Origin of the sequence: Rhizobium sp. RSm-3, from assembly GCF_001854685.1 — a bacterium.
Taxonomy (GTDB): domain Bacteria; phylum Pseudomonadota; class Alphaproteobacteria; order Rhizobiales; family Rhizobiaceae; genus Rhizobium; species Rhizobium ecuadorense.
Window position 1 is genome coordinate 292,199 of sequence record NZ_MAWZ01000058.1, and the last position, 20,878, is coordinate 313,076.

Here is a 20,878-nt window from a genome sequence, read left to right on the forward strand (position 1 = left end):
CATGAAAGAAATTCTCTGCAAGCTCCTCGTCATCGGCGCCGGCCCGGGCGGTTACGTCTGCGCCATCCGCGCCGGACAGCTCGGCATCGATACCGTCATCGTCGAGGCGGGAAAGCCGGGCGGCACCTGCCTGACGGTCGGCTGCATTCCCTCCAAGGCGCTGATCCATGCGGCCGACGAATTCGACGCGACGCAGAAGATGCTCGCCGGCAGGAACCCAATGGGCATCCGCGTCGAAGCGGCCTCGATCGATCTTGGCAGGACGATCGCCTGGAAGGACGGCATCGTCGGCCGGCTGACGGGCGGCGTCTCCGGGCTCTTGCAGAAGGCACGGGTCAAGATCGTCCATGGCCGGGCGCACTTTCGCGACGGCAAGACGGTGGAGGTCGAGACGGAAACCGGCCAGCAGATCATCCGCGCCGAGACCGTGGTCATCGCCACCGGCTCCGATCCGGTGGAGCTTTCCAACCTGCCATTCGGTGGCTCCGTCATTTCCTCGACCGAGGCGCTGTCGCTGAAGGAGCTGCCGAAAAAGCTGGTCGTGGTCGGCGGCGGTTATATCGGCCTGGAGCTCGGCACGGCTTTCGCCAAAATGGGATCGGAAGTCACGGTCGTCGAGGCGACGCAACAGGTGCTGCCGCTCTATGACGCCGAGCTGGTGCGGCCCGTCCTGCGCAGGCTCACCGAAAGCGGGATCCGGGTGCTTACAGGCGCGAAGGCCATGGGTCTTGCCGACAGTGGCGAGGCATTGCTCGTCGAAACCTCCGACGGCCGGCGGGAGACCCTGCCGGCCGACCGTATCCTCGTCACGGTCGGCCGCCGCCCGCGGACGGCAGGCTCCGGTCTCGAAGAGCTCGATCTCGATCGCGCCGGCCCTTATCTGAGGATCGACGATCGCTGCCGCACCTCCATGCGCGGCATCTATGCGATCGGCGACGTGACCGGCGAACCGATGCTGGCCCACCGGGCCATGGCGCAAGGCGAGATGGTGGCTGAGATCATCGCCGGCAAGAAACGGGCCTGGGACAAGCGCTGCATTCCCGCCATCTGCTTCACCGATCCGGAGATCGTCAGCGCCGGCCTTTCGCCGGCCGAAGCCCGGGCGCAAGGTTATGAAATCCGCACCGGCCAGTTTCCCTTCAGCGCCAATGGGCGGGCGATGACGATGCTGTCCGAAGAGGGCTTCGTGCGCGTCGTCGCCCGCGCCGACACCAACCTCGTTCTCGGCCTGCAGGCGGTTGGGGCAGGTGTCTCCGAACTCTCGGCAGCCTTTGCGCTGGCGATCGAGATGGGTGCGCGCCTCGAAGACATCGCCGGCACCATCCACGCGCATCCGACCCGCAGCGAGGCGATCATGGAGGCGGCGCTGAAGGCTTTGGGGAGTGCCCTGCATATCTGAGCCGAGCTCTCGTATCAGTAGCGGCATGGGGAGGGACCAAGCCATGAAACGCCGATCCCTTCCAGCCGACCCAAATCAGCTTGGTTTCGACACTCTTCTGCGAGGCCGAAGCTGAAAGGGCGGCTTAAGCCATTGACCCGCGATACATCAATTAATGGATACACATTGTGTATGCGCCCGTGGTATGCTGATCTTGAAGGAAAAATACCATGGTCAGTAAAAATACCGCCGATAGCCATAAACGCCCTGTCAATTTGAAGGTTCGTGAGGATATTCGCGTCCTGATCGACCGGGCCGCCAAGGCCCAGGGCAAAACCCGTTCGGATTTCATGATCGACGCGGCGCGACGCGCCGCCGAAGACGCGCTTCTCGATCAGACATTGGTGCAGGTCGATCCCGACAGCTATAAACATTATCTCTCCGTCCTCGACCAGCCGCCGAGCGGCGAAGGTTTCGAGCGGCTGATGAACGCTCCTAAACCCTGGCAGCCGTAATGTTGTCAGCGCCGGCGCTTCTCGGCGAAGCGCATGATCTCCAGCTCTTCGACAGCGGGCACGACAGTCTCGATCAATGGCTGCGCCGCCGGGCGCGGGCCAATCAGGTCAGCGGCGCATCGCGAACCTATGTGGTTTGTGAAGGCGAGCGCGTTGTCGGTTATAATTGTCTGTCCTCGGGAGCGCTCGCCGTCGCGGATGCGCCGGGCGCAATCCGGCGCAATATGCCGGACCCCGTTCCCATGGCGGTACTGGGCCGTCTGGCCATCGACCGCAATTGGCAGGGAAAAGGCATCGGAGCCGCGCTGTTGCAGGACGCCGTGCTGCGCACCGGACAGGCAGCCCATATCATGGGTATCCGCGGCCTTCTGGTTCACGCGATCTCCGACGAGGCCAAGGCCTTCTATGAGCATTATGGATTTACGGCCTCGCCGGCGAACCCCATGACCTTGGTGTTATCGTTGAAAGTTCGATAAGGTTTGAAGTGAAATGCCCCTGGCTGGTCTCCACGTCGGAGTCGGCGATCGTTAGCACATGCCACCGTCACAATGTTCCGTTGCGCAACATTTCCACTCTAAGAATCGCCGGGTGCATGTTACTACCGTGAATAGGTGGCGTTCATCGCTCCGGCGCATTCCGGCGAAGACCGGGTTTGTCGCTTTTTTGCGGCTATTTGCTCAAATTCTTGAGTTGTTAGCTTTTTTTGACGATGATTTCGGGTGAACGCATCCGAATTTTAGGCAAGAATGTCTGATGGGGGATCAAGTTGAATGTTGCAAATCAGAGCTGGGACTAAATGCATTGCGTTTTTGATAGCGACTGGAGCAATTTTAGCCGGTTGCCAGTCAGCCACTGATGGCCTGGCTGCCTATGGGGACAGCGCAAAGACGCTCGAGGATGACTCAGCCGTCGCCTTCTATAAGAACGACGAGTTGATAACCACCGGAAAACTGCAGTTTCAGGAAAAGAACTACGGAAAATCCTACGCCATTTACAAGCGGGCGGTTGACGTTTTTCCGGAAGATCCGGCCGCCTGGCTGGGTTTTGCAGCCTCCGCCGACATGGTTGCCCGCTTCGACACATCCGACCGCGCCTACCAGCAGCTCTCGCGCATGATCGGCAACACCCCGGTTTACTACAACAATATTGGATATTCTCACCTTTTACGCGGTGATTTGCGCACTGCCAGACGGTATTTCTTGAAAGCCTATGAGCTTGATCCCGGAAACGAAGTCACAGCCCGCAATCTCGAATTGATGAAGAATAGCGTAAATTACGCTCAGCGCTGATAAGCCTTTCAGCGATCTGCGTGGGGATGAGAGGGCCGTTGCCGCGTTGCGAGCATCGGCGCGACGCCCCTTGGCAGCGTCCAGCGATTGCTTTCAAGCATGTGTCGCACAAAATTGTCCAGCGGTTTTGCGGCAGGGACATCGCGTAAATGCAAAGACCCAAAGCCCGTCACATGAAGCACGTCTGATGCGACGTGCTTTGCAGGTGAAGCCTTTATCTAAAGCGCGTCGCGATCTTTCAGATTCGCTCCTCGCGCTTTAGGTTTTTGTTTTTACGCATGTCGTTATCGCAAAACCGCGGCACACTTTTGCGCGACATGCTCTAACGTGCCTTCCGAAGGATGAGCTGGCCTTCCGGCGAGAGCGTTCGTTCGTAACGCGGCAGGTCGTTGACGGCAATGCCCCCGGCTGCGATCGACGCAAGACTGCTGTCCGGCATTTGAGTTTCCACCGACGCGGCACGGGGTGCGAAAAATTGTGCCGGTTCCTTGCCGGGCGCGCGCAGGACCAAAGCCGAACCCATCCGAAGATTGCTTGTGTCGTTCTGCCGTTCGTTCACCACAGCCTTTTGCAGCTCATCCATCTGCTGGCGAATCACTGCGACGTCGTCGGCCTTGGCATTGTCGTCGATCTTGCCGGACTGCTTTTCCATCTGTCCTCTCAGGCCGTCGATGGACCTTTTCAGTGCGGCGATGGTCTCGCGGCTCTCACGAACATCCGCCGAGTTTTTGGCGGTATAGATGAGAACGCCGGCATTCACAGGCAGGAGCATCAGGAGCAAACCGACGAGCAGCGGGCTTTTTGAGCCTTTCTGTTCTACGGTTCGCACATTGCCTGGTTTTGGGCGTTCTGCTTCGACCTCGATGCTCGGAATGCTGGTCATTCGTTTACTCCCCCGTAAGTCATTCAATCTGCCTTGGCCGTGATTGGCGCCAGGCCCGCAAATCATTCCGATGTAAACACACCTTCCCATGCCCGTTCGAGCATGTCGAGCGATGCGTTTTTGGCTATTCCGTTGAAATCGCAGTAAGAACCGACGAAATCCAAAAGATATTTCGGATGATAGCAAGAGGCCGGCATATCGCCGTTATACTTGCGATCGTAGAACAGGTTCAGGTCTGGATCGCAGACAGCCAATCCGTTGCCGCTGGCATAGGATTTGAAGATCCTGATATATTCGTCGCGCGACGGCGTGTTCACGAAGATCTTGTATTTCAAGCGCCGCAAGCCGGCCTCGTCGGAAAGGTCCTTCGGGGCGATATTGGTCGAAAATACCACAAGTTCGTCAAAGGGAACCTTGAACTTCTTGCCGGTGTGCAGCGTCAGGAAATCATATCCGCGCTCAAGCGGCACGATCCAGCGATTGATCAGCGCCTGCGGCGCCACTTGCTGGCGGCCGAAGTCGTCGATGATGAAAACGCCGCCGGACGCCTTCAAGTGTATGGGCGCTTCATAGACATTCGGTCCGCCGTTGAAGGTGAGATCGAGCTGATCGAGGGTCAATTCCCCACCCGTCTTGATCACCGGACGGCGGCATTCGATCCATCGCTGATCGGCCTTCGGATGGGATTCCGTACCAGTCTCCGATATGGGCTGATGCACGGCCTCGTCATAGAAACCGATGACATGGCCGCCGACCTCGATGGCGTAAGGCACCCAGATCGTTTGGCAAAACAGTTGCGACGTCCGCTCGGCGATGCTGGTCTTTCCGTTTCCGGGTGGGCCGTAAAGCAGGATGGAGCGGCCGGAATTGATGGCGGGGCCGAGCTTTTCGACCAGGGTGTGCGAGAGCACCAGCCCGGCAAGGCTGTCGGTCAGCCGCTCCGGGGTCACGCGCTCGTCGTGGATGGACTGCAGACCGACTTGCCGGCAGAAAGCGTCCAGCGACACCGGCGCCGGCCCGACATATTGGCATTGACGCGACGCCGTATGGGCATATTCAAGCCCCTTCATGGAAAGCGCATATCGAATATCGGATCTCACATCCTCGCCAGCCAGGCCGCGCGCCTCGAGATATGCGAGTTTCACCAATTCCTTGATCAGGATATTGGCGATCACTTTCGGCAATTTCATGCGCTCAGCCAGGTGAGAGGCCGTAGTCGTATCCTGCTCGGCCGCGCATTTGGCCGCCAGCCGAAGCAGGAAAGACGGATCCAGTCCGGCTTGCTCCATGCTTGCCGGCGCTATCGGCATACGCGGATCGAGGGAAATGATGGCGTCGTTTCGGTTCTGTTCGAGCGGATACTGCATACGACCTCGCTTGGCTCAACCGCCGGGATTCATACTGATGAGAAGACTGATGACACGCATAACGACGGGAACGAGAACGATGATGAGGCTGACCGGAAAAAGGAAGGCGCCGAGCGGCAGCAGCATTTTGACCGGCAGGGCGTTTGCCTTTTCCTCGGCGCGAACAATACGGATATCGCGCATTTCCTTGCAGTAGACCCGCAACGTCTGCGTGACGCTGGTCCCAAGCTCCTCCGATTGGCGAAACAAAACGGATAGGGCTCGGGCTTCGTCAATCCTCAGGCGGATGGCAAGGTTGGCGAGCGCCTCGCGCAGTCGCCGGCCGCCCCGCACTTCCAGCATCATGATCGACAGATGCAGGCCGAAATCCTGGCGCTTGTCGACGAATTCCCGGGCAACACGGTTCGCCGCCGCCTCAATGCTCATCCCCGCATCGAGACAGACGATCAGCATATCCATGAAATCGGGAAAGAGGCGGCGGTACTCCCTCTCCTTGGCGGTGCCGCGCCGGTCGATATAGATGTTGACCAGAATAAAGGTGGAGCCCGCGGCAAACATGGCGGCGATCAATGTCGCCACCCCCGACATATTAGGCACGGCCCAATTGAGAACCCAGACCGTCGCGACCATCACGCCGATGCAGACCGCGGCGCGAACCACCTGGAAGGTGGTCACGGCGCCGGCGGCAAAATAGCCCGCCCGGATCAGCCGGTTCTGGGTGGAGTTCACATTGGTGTCACGTCGGGTAATCTCGAAATAGCGACGGATCAGGCGGTTTTCCGCTTCGCCGAGATCGGCAATCGTCGTATCGCCAAGGTGGAGCTCCTCGCGGGCTGCCACCGAGCTTTTCGACACCCGAACCGAGACCTCGCGCTGGCGAAAAAACAATTCCGAGGCGGCCGCGGTAAAGATCAGCACTGCGAAGAAGACGATGAGATAAATTCCATACTCACTCGACATGACCGCCTCAGTACTCGAAGTTGACCATCTTGTAGAGAATGACATTCCCGATCGCCATGACGGCCAGCAGGACGGTCACCACGACGGTTCCGTGGCCGCTCTCCCAAACGGGATCGAAGTAGGTCGGAGACAACGCCTTGATCATCGCGTAGAGCAGAAACGGATACATCGACATGAAGATCGCCGTGATGCGCCCTTCCGAGGAAATCGCCTTGACCTTTGCCTTCAGCATCGACCGGTCTCGCAGCGTCTTCGAGAGATTCTGCAGGATCTCCACGAGGTTTCCGCCGGTTCCCGCCTGGACGCTCAGCGATATCGCAAGCAGGTTCAGATCCTCGACGCCGACCCGGTCCGCCAGATTGACCAGCGCATCGTCCAGCGTCACGCCGTAGGTGAGTTCATCCGAGAGCAGACCGAACTCGGTGCCGATCGGATCGGGCATCTCGCGCGCCACCAGAGAAATCGCCGCCGGCAGCGGGTGGCCGGCGGCCAGGCTGCGATTGGCGACATCGAGCGCTTCGGGAAGCTTCTGTTCGAATTTCCTCATGCGGCGTGCCCGGGCACGCCAGACGACGAGTGCAGGGACGAGGAGGCCGACGAGGAGAAAGACAGGGATCCTGAACAGCGTGCTCGGCACGAGGAACTGAACGACCAGCCAGGTCAAAAGTGCGCCCGCGATCGCGAAGAGAGCAAATCGCCTGGCATCGAACTTGATCCCCGACTGGGCGTAGAACCGCAGCAGCCGCTGCATCACCGGGGTTTGCCGCCAACTGGTTGCAGCGCCGCGTTCCTTCAGCATATCGCTATAGGTCTTGCGATGATCATCGCTGACCTCGAGCAAGCTCAGCCGATGGTTCACGGCGCGATGGCGTTCGGATGTCTTGAAGTAGCCGCGCAGTACCGCGTCGACAGCTATCAGGGCGGCGGTGAAAACGGCAGCGTAAAGGAGAAGCAGGATCATTGAACAGGTCCCGTCTGCAGCGGTTTGCCGGGATCGAAAATCGTCGAGGGGATCTCGATCCCGAGTTCGGCAAATTCCTCGACGAAGCGCGGCCGGATGCCGGTGGCGCGGAATTCTCCATGGATCCGCCCGCCTTCATCGGTGCCGATTTTCTTGAATTTCATAATCTCCTGCATCTGCACGACTTCACCTTCCATGCCGGTGATCTCGGAAATCGAGACAACTTTGCGGGTGCCGTCACTCAGGCGCTGGACCTGCACGATCATGGTGATGGCCGACGAGATCTGCGAGCGAATGCTGACCTGCGACATCGGCATCCCGGCCATGCCGACCATCTGCTCAAGCCGGCCGACGGCGTCGCGCGGCGTATTGGCGTGAATGGTCGTCATCGACCCCTCGTGACCGGTATTCATCGCCTGCAGCATGTCGAAGGCTTCGTCGCCGCGGACTTCGCCGACGATGATGCGATCGGGACGCATGCGCAGGGCGTTTTTCAAAAGTTCGCGTTGCCGGATCTCGTTGCGTCCGTCGAGCGTCGGCGGCCGGGTCTCCAAACGCCCGACATGCGGCTGCTGCAGTTGAAGCTCGGCCGCATCCTCGATGGTGATCAGGCGCTCCTTCGGAGAAATCTGCGACGAAAGCGCGTTGAGAAGCGTGGTCTTGCCGGAACCGGTGCCGCCCGAGATGACCATCGACACCTTGCCCTTGACCGCGGCGCTGAGAAGAATGCGCATCGCATCGGCCATGGCGCCATATTGCACGAGGCGCTCCATCGTCAGCGGCTTGCGCGTGAATTTGCGGATGGAAACGAGCGGTCCATCGACCGAGATCGGCCGGATGGCGACGTTGACACGCGAGCCATCCTTGAGGCGGGCGTCGACCATCGGCGTCGACTCGTCGACGCGGCGGCCGACCGCCGAGACGATCTTGTTGATCACCCGAAGCAGATGGTCCTCGTCTTTGAACCGCACGGCGGTGCTCTCGAGCTTGCCGCTCCGCTCGACATAGACGCTGTTATAGCCGTTGATAAGAATATCCGCGATGGTGTCGTCGGCCAGCAGCGGCTCGATCGGTCCGAGCCCCAGCATCTCGTCGGTGATATCGCGGATCAGATCATTGATTTCCTTGGCATTCAGCGGAAAATTGTTGGTCCGGATATAATCCTTGACCAATGGCCGGATCTCGGTGGCGATCTCCTCGTTGTCGAGTGTGTCGAGGATCCCGAGATTGATGCGATCGAGCAGGTAACGGTGCAGATTGACCCGCTCGGAAACCATGTCCGGCCCGAGCGAAGCCTCTTCCTCACTCGCCATGGCCCCCTCGGAGGCCGGCTGGGCGGGCATGGCCTGAGCCGAGCCGATCAAAGACAGTTCGGCCGCCTCCGGATGTTCCCGCTTTTCCGGCTCCTGCCTGTAGAAACGCCCCATGATACCGCTCGCCATGCGTCCCACCCCTGAACTATTTTACAATGACCGTGGAACCGACCTTCACCCTCTCATAGAGATCGATGACGTCGGCATTGCTCATGCGAAAACAGCCCGATGAGGCGAAACCGCCGACCGTCGACTGCTCGTTCGTTCCATGAATGCGGTAGAGCGTGTCGGCCCCGCCCTTGTAGAGATAGATCCCGCGAGCACCCAAAGGATTGAGCGGCCCGGCGGGCACCAGATCCGGAAGTCCGGCTGCGCGCGCCTTCATCTCGGCAGGCGGGCGCCAGTCGGGCCACTCTGCCTTGCGCCCGACCTTGACGGTACCGCTCCAGCGAAACCCGTCTCGTCCGACGCCGATCTTGTACCGAATAGCGCGTCCTTCGGAGATGACGAGGTCCAGCGTGCGGTTGCTGCTGACGATGACGATCGTCCCGGCCGCGTAGCTTTTTTCGATCGTCACCACGGCGCTTGTCGTCGGCCCGAGGCTGCGTGGCACAAGCCCGGCTGCCGCGGCATTTCCGGCAGCGGCCAGAATTGTCAGAACGGCAAGGCCGGCACCGGCGGCACGGGATCTTATACGCCCACGGTCGATCGCCTTCATCGCACCAGCGCTCCAAGTTTGCCGACCGCGCCGCAGAAGCGCGCCCGGGAATTCACCTGAAATGGCAGCACGCCGCGATTGACCGCCTCGCTCAAAGTCTCCCAGTCATCCCCGATGACATGCGTCGGGATCTCCTTGAATATCTTTTCCGTTTGTTGCCGGCGCAGGCCGAGGCCGAAAAGTTTGGAGCGGTATTTGTTGATGACGATGAATATCTGATCCGCACTGCCCCGCAGCCGCACCAGATTGGCAAACAGATCCTTGGCTTGAGAAAGCGCGGGCACCGTCATTTCAGTGACGATGCAGACGCTGTTGACCGACGTGAGCACCTCGTATTTCCACGGCGTGTCATAATAGGGAACGTCGATGATCGTGTGGTCGCTCTCGAAGGCGGCGACGTCGAGCATGCGCAGCACGAGTTCACGGCCCTTCGGCGCCAGAAGGACGGATGGCTGCTTGAAGGACAGCAGCGAAAAGCCGCCCGAATGCCGCTTTCTGACCAGATCGATGAATTCCAGATCGACCCGGGACGGATTGGCGATGACCGGTTTCAAGTCGTAGTCGTTGACGAGGTTGAGGTAATAGCCAAGCGTTCCGGAGCAGAAATCCGTGTCGAACAAGTCGATGCGCGGCGTGTAATTCTTGGTCGGCTGGGCCAGCACATGCGCAAGCGACGAGGCGATCACGCTGGCGCCCGCGCCGCCGACGGCCGAGACCACGGCATGCACCCGGCTGTCGCTCGCCCCGGTGCCCGGTGCATGGGTCGAGATCATGTCGATCAGTGCGCGGCGCTCGAGCGGCTTCTTCAGCCAGTCTTTGCCGTTCAGGCGAAAGAGCAGCCGCATCATATCGTCCGGCAGATCTTCGGAAACGACGACCAGCGGAATGTCCCGATAGCTGGTGCGAAACGTGAAAAGCTCCGGCTGCTGCAGCAATTTCCCATTGTCGACGTCGAGAACGATCAGGTCGAACTGCGCCGGATCGAACCGGCCCTTTTCCGCGAGCGCTTTCAGCGCGAGATGGCGGACATCGTAACGCGACAGCGACCCGAACGTATCGAGCATGAAGCTCGCTGCAGCCGCGTCGTCGGAAAGGACCAGGATCTTGGTAGATGCGGCAATGTTCATGTGCGCTGTCATTTTCGCTTTCCTACGCGTAAATTAAGGAGTCAGCAGGTGGAGCACGTCTTCAGATCTTCCGTCGTAATCGTCACCGGATGGGCCGGGATGGTGACGTCGTTCAGCCCCAACAGGCCACCGAGGACCGGCAGATCGAAGGTGATGTTGCGCACCTCCAGCCGCATCGTCAGCACAGGCCCGTCCGGCCGGCCCCAATAGCCGAGCCCCGATCGCTGATAGGTGACCATCAGCTTATCCGGGGTGATGCGCCAGTTGAGGTCGCAAATGCCGGGGTGAGGATCGGTTCCCGCGTTGCAGACGCCGTCGCTTCCGAGCACGATCCGGTTCAATGCCGCCGTGCTGCAGTTCGCAAGAGCCGGTCCGCAGGTCGAGGATATCGTGGCATCGTTCGGCGCCGCTTTGCCGTTGTTGAGCGGATCGGCAGCGTCGGTTGGGAAAACGGCATTGAAATTCGTCGTCAACGGATCGGATACGGCCGCCAGGCGAGCACCATATTGCAGCGCCTTGACCGTCTGGTTCCACTGCGACATGGCATAGCCGAACTCGATGAAGGCGGCGAACACCAGCATGACGATCGGAAAGGTCAGCAATGCTTCGACAAGGCTGACGCCGCTGCTATCCTGCCAGAATGCCTTGATTGCCCTGGAGATCACCATCCGATGTACCTCTCTTCATGGAAGGAACTGATGGTGATGGCGTTGATTCCGAGAAAGCCGAACACCGGCGAGCTCCGGTAGAGATGGGCGGTGGAAATGGTGATGTTTCCATCCGCATCGGGTGCGGTGATGGTGATGTCGGCAGGGTTGGTCCAGCCGGGGACGCGGGGTGTGGCGCCGGCCGCAGGCGTTTGCGTTCCGTAAAAGGCGATCGTCTTCGCAGTCGCCTGATTACAGGTCGGCACATAGGTTCCCGACAGCGGCCGGCATCGCGAGAGGTAACGCCCCGCATCGCGCAAGCCTGCGTCGATCTGCATACGCTCCCAGAAGATGCTGCCGAACTCCAGTATTCCAGCTGCAAAGAGCGTCACGAAGGGGATGGCGAGCAGCGCTTCGGCAAGCACCGCGCCTTCCTCCTGCTGCCGGAAGCCTGGGGAAAGCCGATGCCGGATAAAGTTGCGGAGCGCCATCATCTCACAAGTTCCGCTTCTTCCCGCAGGAATTCGTCCAGCGTACCGCGACCACCCTTGCCTGATATGTCGATCACCTCGAGCGAAAGATAGCGCTCGCTACCGGCCTTGATCGCCGGTTTGGTCATGAACATGCGCGCAAAGGCAACCGCCTGCGTCTGTTTCTGACCATTCAGATGGCCGACCGATGCCTCGTAGCCGCAATTGACGATTGCGGCGAAAATCTCTCGGCGATCACTGTACTCGCTACCCGTGTAGTTCGAGAGAGCAGGTCCCGAATAGCACTGACCGCCGCCCGTCGTCGGCGTACCGACCTCGCCGTTCGCAGAGGCATGGTTGAGCAGCGCCGCGGTATTGAGCTCGTAACGATAGACATCATAGGCAGAGGGCCGGCTCGGCGTTCCGGTGGCCCCCGGGGGATAGCTGGAATAGTTGCCGAGGATCGCGCTGACCGACGGCGCCGTGCCTCCCTGGGCGACACTCCAGTAGTTTGCGTAGTTCCAATTGTTGCCGGTGCTGATCTTGCCGCCGCCGAGGGGGCCCATGGTTGCGCCGTAACCCAAAGGCACCGCCTTGGTGACATCGCCGACCGTGCTGCCGACCATTGCCGGGTCGTAGCCTTTGCAGCCGTTCTGCCCTGTTTGCTTTTGCGCGGAGCGGACGTTCTGGGCCGGGCGATAGCGGCTGTCCCCGCGCGAGCCCTTGAACGACCCCTCATAAATACCGAAGCGCGTATTGACGCCAGCTTCAACGGGTCCGGCCATGGCACCCGTCTTGGTATCGAGGCTGTCCTGGGTATAACAGGCCCCCGGATTGCCGGTGGCCAGAGCTTCTGCCATCACGTTCGCGCCATTGCCCAGCGGTGTCCGCAGGAATCCGAAATTGCCAGGCCCGGGATTGGCGGAGGACGTGCTGTACATTTCGATCTGCCGGCCGTAGAGATTGCCAGCCGCGAAGTTGGTGTGGAGATCCGTCGCCGCCTGCTGGCTGGCGGCCTCGTTCGTATTGCCCGCCGGCTCGTAGGGATTGCAGATAAAGATCGGCGTCACGTCGCAGGCGCTGGCGTGGTATACCGCCACGGCATCGGCAGCGATGTTGATCGTGCTGCGGGTGAAGCCGACCGGGACCGGAAAGATCGTCTGCATCGCCTGCGGCTTGGCGATGACCCAGGCGTAGGACGCTTCGCTGGCCACCGTCGTTTTCATCGAAGCCGGGATCGGCGTATCGTCGTTGGCCGGGATGTTCTTCAGAAAAAACACGGTGACCGTGCTGCCGGCGTCGTTTCCGGCCTTATAGGTGACGCTGATGTGCGAGCCGAGCGACATGCCGGCCCCGCCTCCGGAAAAAGCCGCGCTATTGGCGATTTTCTCGATCGCGGTCTGCGCCCTCGTAATGGCATCGTCGCGGCCATCGAGTTCGCGGGCTCCGGCCAGCGCCATCGCATCGACCGCGTTCTGGAGATCGGTGTGCAGGTTGCTGCTGCGGCCGACATCGATGACCAGCAGCGAAAAGCCGAGAAGCATGGGCATGGCGATGAGCGTCAAGGCGATGACATAACCACGATGATCATTCCAGAATCGTCTGACAACCCTGCTCAGCATTGACCTACCCCCATCACGGCTTTCGCCGTGACGACCCCGTTTCGTGCATTTTCCCTTCCGGCGCGCTGCCGCCGTTCATGCCTTGCAAATAGCTACTGGCTGACGGTCGCCCCGTTGGTCGCCCCATTAGCCCCCATGACCGGCGACGGCTCGATGACCCCCACCCCGCCGTTCTGGTACTCAGTCATCACCCTGCGGACCACCTTGCCGTCGCTTGCGATATGGGTTCGCTGGGCTTCCGGCGGGAACGGATCCTCGGTATGGATGGCCTTGTTTGCTTCCATGGCGTTCCCGGCCCCGAAGGTGATCGTGTCGCGATGGTTCATGTAGTCGGCGCAGCCGGAAACCAGGCCGGCGGCCGCAAGGACGAGAAGGACGCGCTTAGCGTTTTGTAGCAACAACCTGGCCTCCCTGGTTCAGGTCGAGACGATGGCCATAAGGCCCGGTCACACCTTCGCCGTTGCGAAAGCGCCGGAGCATGTCCTTGTCGACTTCCAGGACGCCGAGCGCAAAAAGCTCGACATCGTTGGACGACCGCGTCTGATCGAGCGGACTGTAGAGGTCCTCCCCCGGACGGGCCGGACGCACGATGTGCGGGGTGACGACGATCACCAGGTCGGATTCCTTCTTCTGGAAACTCGTCGAACGGAACAGTGCACCGAGGATCGGTATCTTCCCGAGGCCCGGCAATTGCTGGATGTCTTTGGCATTGATCGACTGCAGCAGGCCCGCCAAGGCAAAGCTCTGGCCGTCGCGAAGCGCGACCGTGGTGCTGGCCGCGCGCGAGATGAAACCCGGATTGCCGTTGACATTGATCGACGGATCAAGCTCGGAAACCTCAGGCTCGATCTCCAGATTGATGAGCCCATCATCGAGAACCACGGGCTTGAAGGTCAGCCGCACACCGAAGGGGCGATAGTCCGTCTCGGTGGCGACTGTCGTGCCGTTGTTGGTCGTCTTCAGGATCGGCACTTCGCCGCCGGCATGGAAGCTCGCCGTCGAGCCGCTCATGGCGATGAGGTTCGGCTGCGCCAGGCGACGCACCAGTCCCTTCTGCTCGAGCGCGTTGATGACCACGTCGATGTGGCCGCCCGAGATTTCCAGAACCTTTGCGATCAACTGACCGAAGGGCAGCGCCCCCGTTGCCGCACCCTTGGGGTCGACGAGGGTACGGACCAGGTTGCCGCTATCGTCCACGGTGATACCCTGGCTGGTCGTTGCCTTGCCGATGCGGTTGTTATTGCCGTACCCGGACCAACCGATCCCCAGGTCACGACCCGTCTGGCGCGAGGCTTCGATGACACGGACCTCCAGCATCACCTGTTGACTGTCGCTGACGCGCAACTGGTTCAGCACCGGCTGGTCGGAATAGGACTGGGCGATGTCCATCACCCGCTGCAATTCGACGCCGTCACGGACTATGCCTGTCAGGCGAATGCGGTCGCTGGAATTCGCCACGATAACCCGGGCCGAGGGCGCGGCAGAACGAATGGCGGCAGCGACCTCACTGAAATCGCTGGCAACCCGGACATCGATGACACCGAGAAGCGACTTGTCGTCGCCATAGACCGAGATATTGGTGGCGCCGATCTTCTTGCCGCGGATGAACAGCGACTTGTCGGAAAGCGGCACCACGTCGATCATATCGGCGCTGCCGATGACGAGATCGCCGAAGGCCTGGCCGGTATTGAGCGTCAGCGTCGCATTCGGAGGCAAGGTCACGCGCTGGACCGATTTGCCTAAGGTGACCGATTTTTCCTGTGCGTTGGCGCAGCCTGCAAATCCGGGCCCTAGACACACACAGGCCGAAAATACTGCCGCCAGTGCCGCAAGGCTTTTCGTCCCTGCGATTCTTCTCTTGCCATTCGCCATGCCTGCTTTAGCCCCCTCGTTCGGCTGGCCGCATCTGCGGCATGCCGGCTAAACAACATCACTGGACCAGGCCGACTCGGTGCTCCTCGCGCTTCGTCGTGTTCCAGACCCCCACCGTCACCCATTTCGGCTCAACCGGCAACACCGGTTCGACCTTTTGTTCTACAATCTGCACTTGTTTTTCAGGTTCTGGCAACTTATTCTTTTCCAAATCATTGCCGAGCTCCGTCGCCATCGCCCCGCCACCGAGGTCGGCGACGGTAATCGGCCGGGTCTGCTCGACGGAGGCAGAGGCAATATTGCGAAGCGCCAGCGAGAGCGTGCCGATGCTGGAGCCGAGGGTAAGGCGCTGGGCCTCATCGGTGGTGACCTCGAAGGTCACGGTTTTGACGACGGATGGTTCGTCCTTGCGCTCGTCTGCCGTCTGGTCCACCGCCAGCACCTTGACGCCTTGCAGCAGCACGTCGACGAAGGTCTGATCGTTGCCGGCCGGCCCGCGCACGACCCGCGTCAGAAGCACATCGACGCGGTCGGAAGGCCTGACGAAGCCGGCAACGCCGAGCACGTCGTTGACACGGATGGAAACGGCCTTCATGCCCTGGTCGAGGGCCGCCGACAGCGTGGCGCGTTCGCCGGCGCCGGTGATTTTCGAGGAGAGTACCGGCTCGCCGGGATCGATCGCCGCCATCGCATAACGCGGCTGGGCATCGCTGCCGACGACCGTCTCGATGCTGACGAATGAGCCTGCGGGTGTTTCATTGGAGGGCCATGGGATGGCCCTGAGATTTTCGGGCCGGATCCGGTCGCCGAAGCGCATCGGTTTGGCGGCGACGATGAGCGTCCGCTCCTCGGCCTTCACGCCGCTCATCGCCAGGAGCCGGGCCTTCTGATCGGAGAGATACTCGCGCATGCCGAAAACTGCTGCTGCTGCGAGGACAAACGCAATAACGAGACTTAAAATCGTTGAAGAACGCATCGCAGTTACTCGCTACACTGGACGGAACGCATCCATTCATTGCTTCTAATTTAGAAGAGAGGGGTTAACAAAACCCCTCGCTTCTTCGTACACCGATATCAGCCTGCTGCGGCTGGGGCGGTCAGGTTAGCCGTAAACCAGCCTGCCCAGCCGTTCCAGACGGTTGCCAGATTGGTGCCGGCCAATGTCACCGCCCCGATCACGCCGCCGACCAGCAAGGCAAGCAGAATGAGGTATTCGGTAAGTGCGACGCCGTCTTCTTCCCGCGCGAAAGCGCGTACGCAGTTTACAAATGCTTTCATCGAGAATTACCTCCCAGGTAAGTTGTGCGCCGTATTTCCCCCGGCGGCGTTGTCGTCGAGACCGCCCCTTCGACTGGTTGTATTAATAATCTGTTAAGTCTAAATTAGTCAATTGTTTTATACATGGACGATATACATCTATACTTTTATGGTTAAGACCAAAGTCCGAATAGTTCGCAGTAAATACCAACCAGCGTCGCGGACGACGAATGAAAATGAACGCGAAAGTAGATTAAATAGCCCAAAGAGGTTGCAATCCATGCTGAAACTGGTCGTCGTTATTAATTATCTTTCAGTATTACTTTTTCTCTACGCCGCCTGGACAGATTTCCGCACTTGGAAGATCCCGAACACGGTCGTTCTTGCGCTCGTAACACTCTATGTATTGCGCGCGGTGGCTGTGATTCTCAGCTCCGAAGATGTCGGCGCTGCGCTGTTTGCTTCGAGCGGAATTGGCGGCGATGTCGGGGCAGGCCTGCTGATGTTCATGCTTGGGGTGGTGCTCTGGGCACTCCGGCTGTTCGGCGCAGGAGATGCCAAGCTTTTCCTGCCGATCGGCCTTTTTGTCGGATGGCACGGAATGCTGCCGTTTTCGTTTTTCCTCCTCGTCCTCGGCATCGTGACGCTCCTGGTCCTGCGGCTGCCGGTGCCGTTGCCCGTCGCACATCTCGCTTTTTTCATGCGCATCGCGGAAATCCGGGCGAGCCGGAAGGTGCCTTATGGCGTCGTCATGGTTTTCGCCGTGCTCCTCACCTTGGCTTTGCCGATTATCCGACAGCAGCTGCAGTGACTTGGCATCAACATAGTTCCTCGCAAGCGCACCATTGCCGAAGCGCTCAACATTGGTGGTGGGCGGATGTTAGCGGCAATGGCATTGCGGGGAATTGGGTTGTGTGACCTTGACGGCCGCCTTCGGAGTTCAGCAGGATGCCCGCCCTTGAGGGCCGCAAAGAGCAATTGTTCATCAGGCCCGAAATAACGCGCAGCTAAGCCTGGATCAATCATCAATGCCAGTGCCGTTCGATCACTTCGGCTTAATGGTCATCAGATTGCCGAACTCCATCGGGAAGGGGAATAAAATCGTCGAAGTCTTTTCGCTGGCGATGACGTTCAAAGTGCTCAAATAACGAAGTTGCATCGCCTCCGGCTGCCTGGCCAGAATTTCGGCCGCTTCCAGTAGCTTCGCTGCAGCTTGCTGTTCGCCTTCGGCATTAATGACCTTTGCGCGGCGTTCGCGTTCGGCTTCCGCTTGGCGAGCAATTGCGCGAATCATCGACTCGTTGATATCCACATGTTTAATCTCGACAGTGGCTACTTTAATTCCCCAAGCATCCGTCTGAGTGTCAAGGATTTCCTGAATATCCGAGTTGAGTCTGTCACGTTCTGCCAGCATCTCATCGAGGTCGTGCTTACCGAGCACGGAGCGCAACGTCGTCTGGGCAAGCTGGCTTGTTGCCATCATGAAATCCTCGACCTGGATTGTCGACTTCTCGGGGTCAATAACCCTGAAATAGATCACCGCGCTGACACGAACCGAGACATTGTCATGTGAGATGACATCCTGGCTAGGGACATCGAGTACGCGCGTGCGCAAGTCGACCCGCATCATCTGCTGGACATAGGGGATGAGCAGAATCAAGCCGGGTCCCTTGACTCCGGTAAAGCGGCCAAGTGTGAACACGACGCCGCGTTCATATTCCCTCAGGATCTTAACCGCGGATGCGAGGATGGCGACCAAAATGACAATGGCCACCAAATAGAAGGCAAGATCTGCAAACATATCCATGACTTCTCCTCCTGCTTCCGGAGTGCCGTTAAGTGTCCTTAGGACGGCTGGCGACCTCGAGCGCCAGCCCATTGCGGCCGGTCACTCTGACAGGGTCACCAGCAACAAGTGGTTCGGCGGAAACAGCCTTCCAGCGTTCGCCATGCGCAATGACGTACCCCGTGAGCCCCGTCCAACTCTCAACTTTACCGGAAATGCCGATCATCTCCTCTGCGCCGGTGGCAACCTGGCGCAAGCGCGAGGTGAATGCCAGGCGAGCAACGACAAGGCTAAAGGCAAGAGTCGCAAATGCAATTGCGCCCAGTAGGGGTCGCGACACTTCCAGGCCGGGTATGTCGGTATCAAACAAAATGGTTGCTCCCAGGATCACGGCTATCCCGCCGCCAATGCCCAAAGCGCCGAAGCTTGGCGAATGCGCCTCGGCCACAGTCAATCCCACGCCGAGGAAAATAAGCCCAAGGCCGGCAAAACTCACTGGCAGCAATGCCAGGGCATAGAGACCGAGGAGGAGGCAGATGCCGCCGATCGTGCCAGGAAGCATTGTCCCAGGTGCGAGAAATTCGAAGACCAGGCCATAGATGCCGACCATCATCAGGATGATTGCGATGTTCGGATCGGTAATGACGGAAAGCAGGCGGGTGCGCCAGTCAGGCTCGAATTCCTGCACGGCCAAACCGGCGGTATCGAGCCGGACGTCCGTTTGACCGACCCGCACCATCTGTCCTTGTGCCTTTGCAAGGAGGTCGTTGACATCAACGGCGATGAAATCGATGGCACGTTCGCGCACTGCCGCAGTGGATGAAAGGCTCGCAGCTTCGCGGACAGCGCGCTCTGCCCAGTCGGCGTTGCGACTGCGCAATTCCGCAAGCCCGCGAATGTAAGCGACTGCGTCGTTAACGGCTTTTGCCTCGCTGGCATTGCCTGGAGCTTCTGGCTGCTTGCCGCTCGGTTCGCTTGGCTTCTTTTCGGGTTCCTCATCGCCGCCGAAAGGCTTGACGCCGAGCGCGATTGGTGTCGCCGCACCCAGATTGGTCCCAGGCGCCATTACCGCAATGTGGCTTGCGTAGAGAATATAGGTGCCGGCGCTGGCAGCCCGTGCCCCGCTTGGTGCGACGAAGCCCGCGACAGGCACCGGCGAGGCAAGGATCGCCCGAATGATTTCCCGCATGGAGGTATCAAGGCCACCTGGTGTGTCCATTTGCAGAATGATCAAGACCGCTCCGCGTTCGCCAGCACGCTGAATGCCTCGTATTGCGTAGTCAGCGATCGCGGGCCCAATGGCGCCGTTCACCTTCAGGACGACAGCGGCGCGGTTGGACGCCGACGGTGCGGCGAAGCCAAAAGCTGAGAGCAGCAAAAACAACAAAGTGAAGATTGGCGGTTGCCATCGCCAACACCTTAATCCCCGCGCGACAATCTGCGGAACGTACATAATATTTAATGTATGTCGGAAATTACAAAGGAAAAGGAAGAAGCGTCTCAGGAATTACGAACAAGCAAAGAACACCAAGCTCAAGGCTTCGCTTGAACGGTTGGTTTAACCTCTGAGGATGAAAAGCCTAAGCCTTGGATGAGCTCCGAAGCCAATGATGACGATTGCCGTTACGCCTTCATAGATAACTTTGGAGGTCATTGTGGCGTAATGGATCGATCGGAACTCCGCGCTCAGTCGGCTCACGACCAGCATGAGCGCTTCGATACAGTATTTAGTTTCACGCGTTGGCAGGGGTGTGCAGTGAAGCGCCCGCCTTTTCGGCTGCTGCCCGCAGGCGCTTGTCTCTTGTCCATAAGGCTGCTCGTTGATCGAGGAGAACTGAGGCCATCAAGTGGGCATCTGTGTAGCCAATGCCCATACTGAAAATGGCGTGGCGATCAATCATCATCATGACTTCGTCGTGGGTCGCGACGAACGCTTCGCGCTGGGCCGCCAGGAAAGCTATCACGCTACTGCGATCCCGAAGGCTGCCAAGTGCGAGCTCTCCGATCACGGCTGGATGGCATAAGAGACGATCGTCCTCAATAATCCTACGCAGCTCTGAATCGGCATGCCGGAAATGATCGATCCAGATGGAAGTGTCGGCAAGTATCACTTGGCAACTGCGCTCCGGCGGCGTGGGGCTGCCTCCGCGTCCGGCATAGTTCCGCCAAGCGCGATGAGACGTTTTCCCGACTCCACACGAACAAGCGTCTCCAACGCTTGGCGGACCAGAGCGGCGGTTTCTTTCGTGCCGGTTAGGGACCTAGCCTTTTCCATGAGGGTATCGTCGAGATTGATAGTCGATCGCATCGTTTGAGTTTCCTGCTTATGGCATTAAGATCGCACCATTTGGTGATGAAATCTACGCCTTATCTCCACTCCAATGCGTCCGACGTCGGATGTGCAAATCCAGCAACGTGATATCTTGCCAGTCGCGGACACCCGGCGTCGGCGGCTCGTTCACCGAGTGGAAACCTTGCGCTCCACAAGTTGGTGCAGCCGACGTCGGTCGGCGAGGGTCAATTGCTAATAGCATCGGGACATTCCAAAATCTCCAAAGGGAAGCCATTGTTTTTTCTGGCATGTCGCACTTGGAAATAGAATGTATCCATGTAATGTTATGTGTCAAAGCCGAATAGGGCTGCGACGCTGTCGGCCAGTTAGAAACGCGACACTGGCACCGATGATCAGCCCCCGATCCGACCGGCTGGGCCG

23 protein-coding genes are annotated in these 20,878 nt (G+C 59.5%); 5 read left to right on the top strand and 18 right to left on the bottom strand.

Features of this window, described 5'->3' with window-relative positions; translation table 11 throughout:
* The first annotated feature begins 1 nt into the window (after position 1).
* From lpdA to BBJ66_RS30120, 4 genes are all read left to right on the top strand, one after another.
* Positions 2-1,399, top strand: coding sequence for a dihydrolipoyl dehydrogenase (gene lpdA / locus BBJ66_RS30105; RefSeq protein ID WP_071092664.1), 1,398 nt, complete (start codon positions 2-4; stop codon positions 1,397-1,399).
* A gap of 209 nt (positions 1,400-1,608) precedes the next feature.
* A complete protein-coding gene (locus tag BBJ66_RS30110; RefSeq protein ID WP_071092666.1) occupies positions 1,609-1,893 on the top strand; it encodes a type II toxin-antitoxin system TacA family antitoxin in 285 nt (94 codons plus the stop codon).
* Positions 1,893-2,369 carry a GNAT family N-acetyltransferase gene (locus BBJ66_RS30115; protein ID WP_071092668.1) on the top strand — a complete coding sequence of 159 codons (477 nt, stop codon included), beginning with the start codon at positions 1,893-1,895 and terminating at the stop codon, positions 2,367-2,369. The genes BBJ66_RS30110 and BBJ66_RS30115 overlap by 1 nt, the downstream gene beginning before the upstream one ends.
* 294 nt (positions 2,370-2,663) lie before the next feature.
* Positions 2,664-3,182, top strand: a complete 519-nt coding sequence (locus BBJ66_RS30120; RefSeq protein ID WP_012555469.1) for a tetratricopeptide repeat protein — start codon at positions 2,664-2,666, stop codon at positions 3,180-3,182.
* 322 nt (positions 3,183-3,504) lie between these two features.
* On the opposite strand, the gene BBJ66_RS30125 is transcribed toward BBJ66_RS30120, so the two are convergent.
* From BBJ66_RS30125 to BBJ66_RS30190, 14 genes are all read right to left on the bottom strand, one after another.
* Entirely contained in the window at positions 3,505-4,065 is a 561-nt protein-coding gene (locus BBJ66_RS30125) for a hypothetical protein (protein ID WP_071092670.1), read from the bottom strand.
* A 62-nt stretch (positions 4,066-4,127) separates the two neighbouring features.
* Complete coding sequence (locus BBJ66_RS30130; protein ID WP_071092672.1) at positions 4,128-5,432, bottom strand: AAA family ATPase; 1,305 nt, start codon at positions 5,430-5,432, stop codon at positions 4,128-4,130.
* Positions 5,433-5,447: 15 nt separating this feature from the next.
* Positions 5,448-6,392, bottom strand: a complete 945-nt coding sequence (locus BBJ66_RS30135) for a type II secretion system F family protein (protein ID WP_071092674.1) — start codon at positions 6,390-6,392, stop codon at positions 5,448-5,450.
* 7 nt (positions 6,393-6,399) lie between these two features.
* Positions 6,400-7,353 carry a type II secretion system F family protein gene (locus BBJ66_RS30140; protein WP_071092675.1) on the bottom strand — a complete coding sequence of 318 codons (954 nt, stop codon included), beginning with the start codon at positions 7,351-7,353 and terminating at the stop codon, positions 6,400-6,402.
* On the bottom strand, positions 7,350-8,795 hold the full coding sequence (locus BBJ66_RS30145) for a CpaF family protein (protein WP_071092677.1): 1,446 nt from the start codon (positions 8,793-8,795) through the stop codon (positions 7,350-7,352). The genes BBJ66_RS30140 and BBJ66_RS30145 overlap by 4 nt, the downstream gene beginning before the upstream one ends.
* 16 nt (positions 8,796-8,811) lie before the next feature.
* A complete protein-coding gene (locus BBJ66_RS30150; protein WP_071092680.1) occupies positions 8,812-9,384 on the bottom strand; it encodes a L,D-transpeptidase in 573 nt (190 codons plus the stop codon).
* Positions 9,381-10,523 (bottom strand): response regulator/pilus assembly protein, encoded by a 1,143-nt coding sequence (locus BBJ66_RS30155; RefSeq protein ID WP_071092682.1) that lies wholly within the window; start codon positions 10,521-10,523, stop codon positions 9,381-9,383. Before BBJ66_RS30155 ends, BBJ66_RS30150 begins: the two co-directional genes overlap by 4 nt.
* A gap of 29 nt (positions 10,524-10,552) precedes the next feature.
* Positions 10,553-11,179, bottom strand: coding sequence for a TadE/TadG family type IV pilus assembly protein (locus BBJ66_RS30160; protein WP_071092683.1), 627 nt, complete (start codon positions 11,177-11,179; stop codon positions 10,553-10,555).
* Positions 11,173-11,652: a TadE/TadG family type IV pilus assembly protein gene (locus BBJ66_RS30165; RefSeq protein WP_071092686.1), complete on the bottom strand. Its 480-nt coding sequence runs from the start codon at positions 11,650-11,652 to the stop codon at positions 11,173-11,175. Before BBJ66_RS30165 ends, BBJ66_RS30160 begins: the two co-directional genes overlap by 7 nt.
* Positions 11,649-13,250, bottom strand: a complete 1,602-nt coding sequence (locus BBJ66_RS30170) for a TadE/TadG family type IV pilus assembly protein (protein ID WP_071092688.1) — start codon at positions 13,248-13,250, stop codon at positions 11,649-11,651. Before BBJ66_RS30170 ends, BBJ66_RS30165 begins: the two co-directional genes overlap by 4 nt.
* A 92-nt stretch (positions 13,251-13,342) precedes the next feature.
* The gene (locus BBJ66_RS30175; RefSeq protein ID WP_071092733.1) at positions 13,343-13,648 is read right to left on the bottom strand and encodes a hypothetical protein; all 306 of its coding nucleotides are present in this window, start codon (positions 13,646-13,648) and stop codon (positions 13,343-13,345) included.
* The gene (locus tag BBJ66_RS30180) at positions 13,632-15,122 is read right to left on the bottom strand and encodes a type II and III secretion system protein family protein (RefSeq protein WP_071092690.1); all 1,491 of its coding nucleotides are present in this window, start codon (positions 15,120-15,122) and stop codon (positions 13,632-13,634) included. The genes BBJ66_RS30175 and BBJ66_RS30180 overlap by 17 nt, the downstream gene beginning before the upstream one ends.
* Before the next feature lie 58 nt (positions 15,123-15,180).
* A complete protein-coding gene (cpaB, locus tag BBJ66_RS30185) occupies positions 15,181-16,098 on the bottom strand; it encodes a Flp pilus assembly protein CpaB (RefSeq protein ID WP_071092692.1) in 918 nt (305 codons plus the stop codon).
* Positions 16,099-16,196: 98 nt separating this feature from the next.
* Positions 16,197-16,400 (bottom strand): Flp family type IVb pilin, encoded by a 204-nt coding sequence (locus tag BBJ66_RS30190; RefSeq protein WP_071092694.1) that lies wholly within the window; start codon positions 16,398-16,400, stop codon positions 16,197-16,199.
* A 259-nt stretch (positions 16,401-16,659) separates the two neighbouring features.
* Here BBJ66_RS30190 and BBJ66_RS30195 point away from each other — a divergent pair, with 259 nt between their 5' ends.
* Complete coding sequence (locus BBJ66_RS30195) at positions 16,660-17,190, top strand: prepilin peptidase (protein WP_071092696.1); 531 nt, start codon at positions 16,660-16,662, stop codon at positions 17,188-17,190.
* Positions 17,191-17,424: 234 nt separating this feature from the next.
* On the opposite strand, the gene BBJ66_RS30200 is transcribed toward BBJ66_RS30195, so the two are convergent.
* The 4 genes from BBJ66_RS30200 to BBJ66_RS30215 all read right to left on the bottom strand — a co-directional run bounded on the left by BBJ66_RS30200 (position 17,425) and on the right by BBJ66_RS30215 (position 20,473).
* On the bottom strand, positions 17,425-18,186 hold the full coding sequence (locus tag BBJ66_RS30200; protein ID WP_071092698.1) for a slipin family protein: 762 nt from the start codon (positions 18,184-18,186) through the stop codon (positions 17,425-17,427).
* 28 nt (positions 18,187-18,214) lie between these two features.
* Positions 18,215-19,618, bottom strand: coding sequence for an NfeD family protein (locus BBJ66_RS30205; protein ID WP_071092700.1), 1,404 nt, complete (start codon positions 19,616-19,618; stop codon positions 18,215-18,217).
* Between the two features lie 280 nt (positions 19,619-19,898).
* A complete protein-coding gene (locus tag BBJ66_RS30210) occupies positions 19,899-20,276 on the bottom strand; it encodes a type II toxin-antitoxin system VapC family toxin (RefSeq protein WP_071092702.1) in 378 nt (125 codons plus the stop codon).
* Positions 20,273-20,473 (bottom strand): type II toxin-antitoxin system VapB family antitoxin, encoded by a 201-nt coding sequence (locus BBJ66_RS30215; protein WP_071092704.1) that lies wholly within the window; start codon positions 20,471-20,473, stop codon positions 20,273-20,275. Before BBJ66_RS30215 ends, BBJ66_RS30210 begins: the two co-directional genes overlap by 4 nt.
* Between the last annotated feature and the right edge of the window lie 405 nt (positions 20,474-20,878).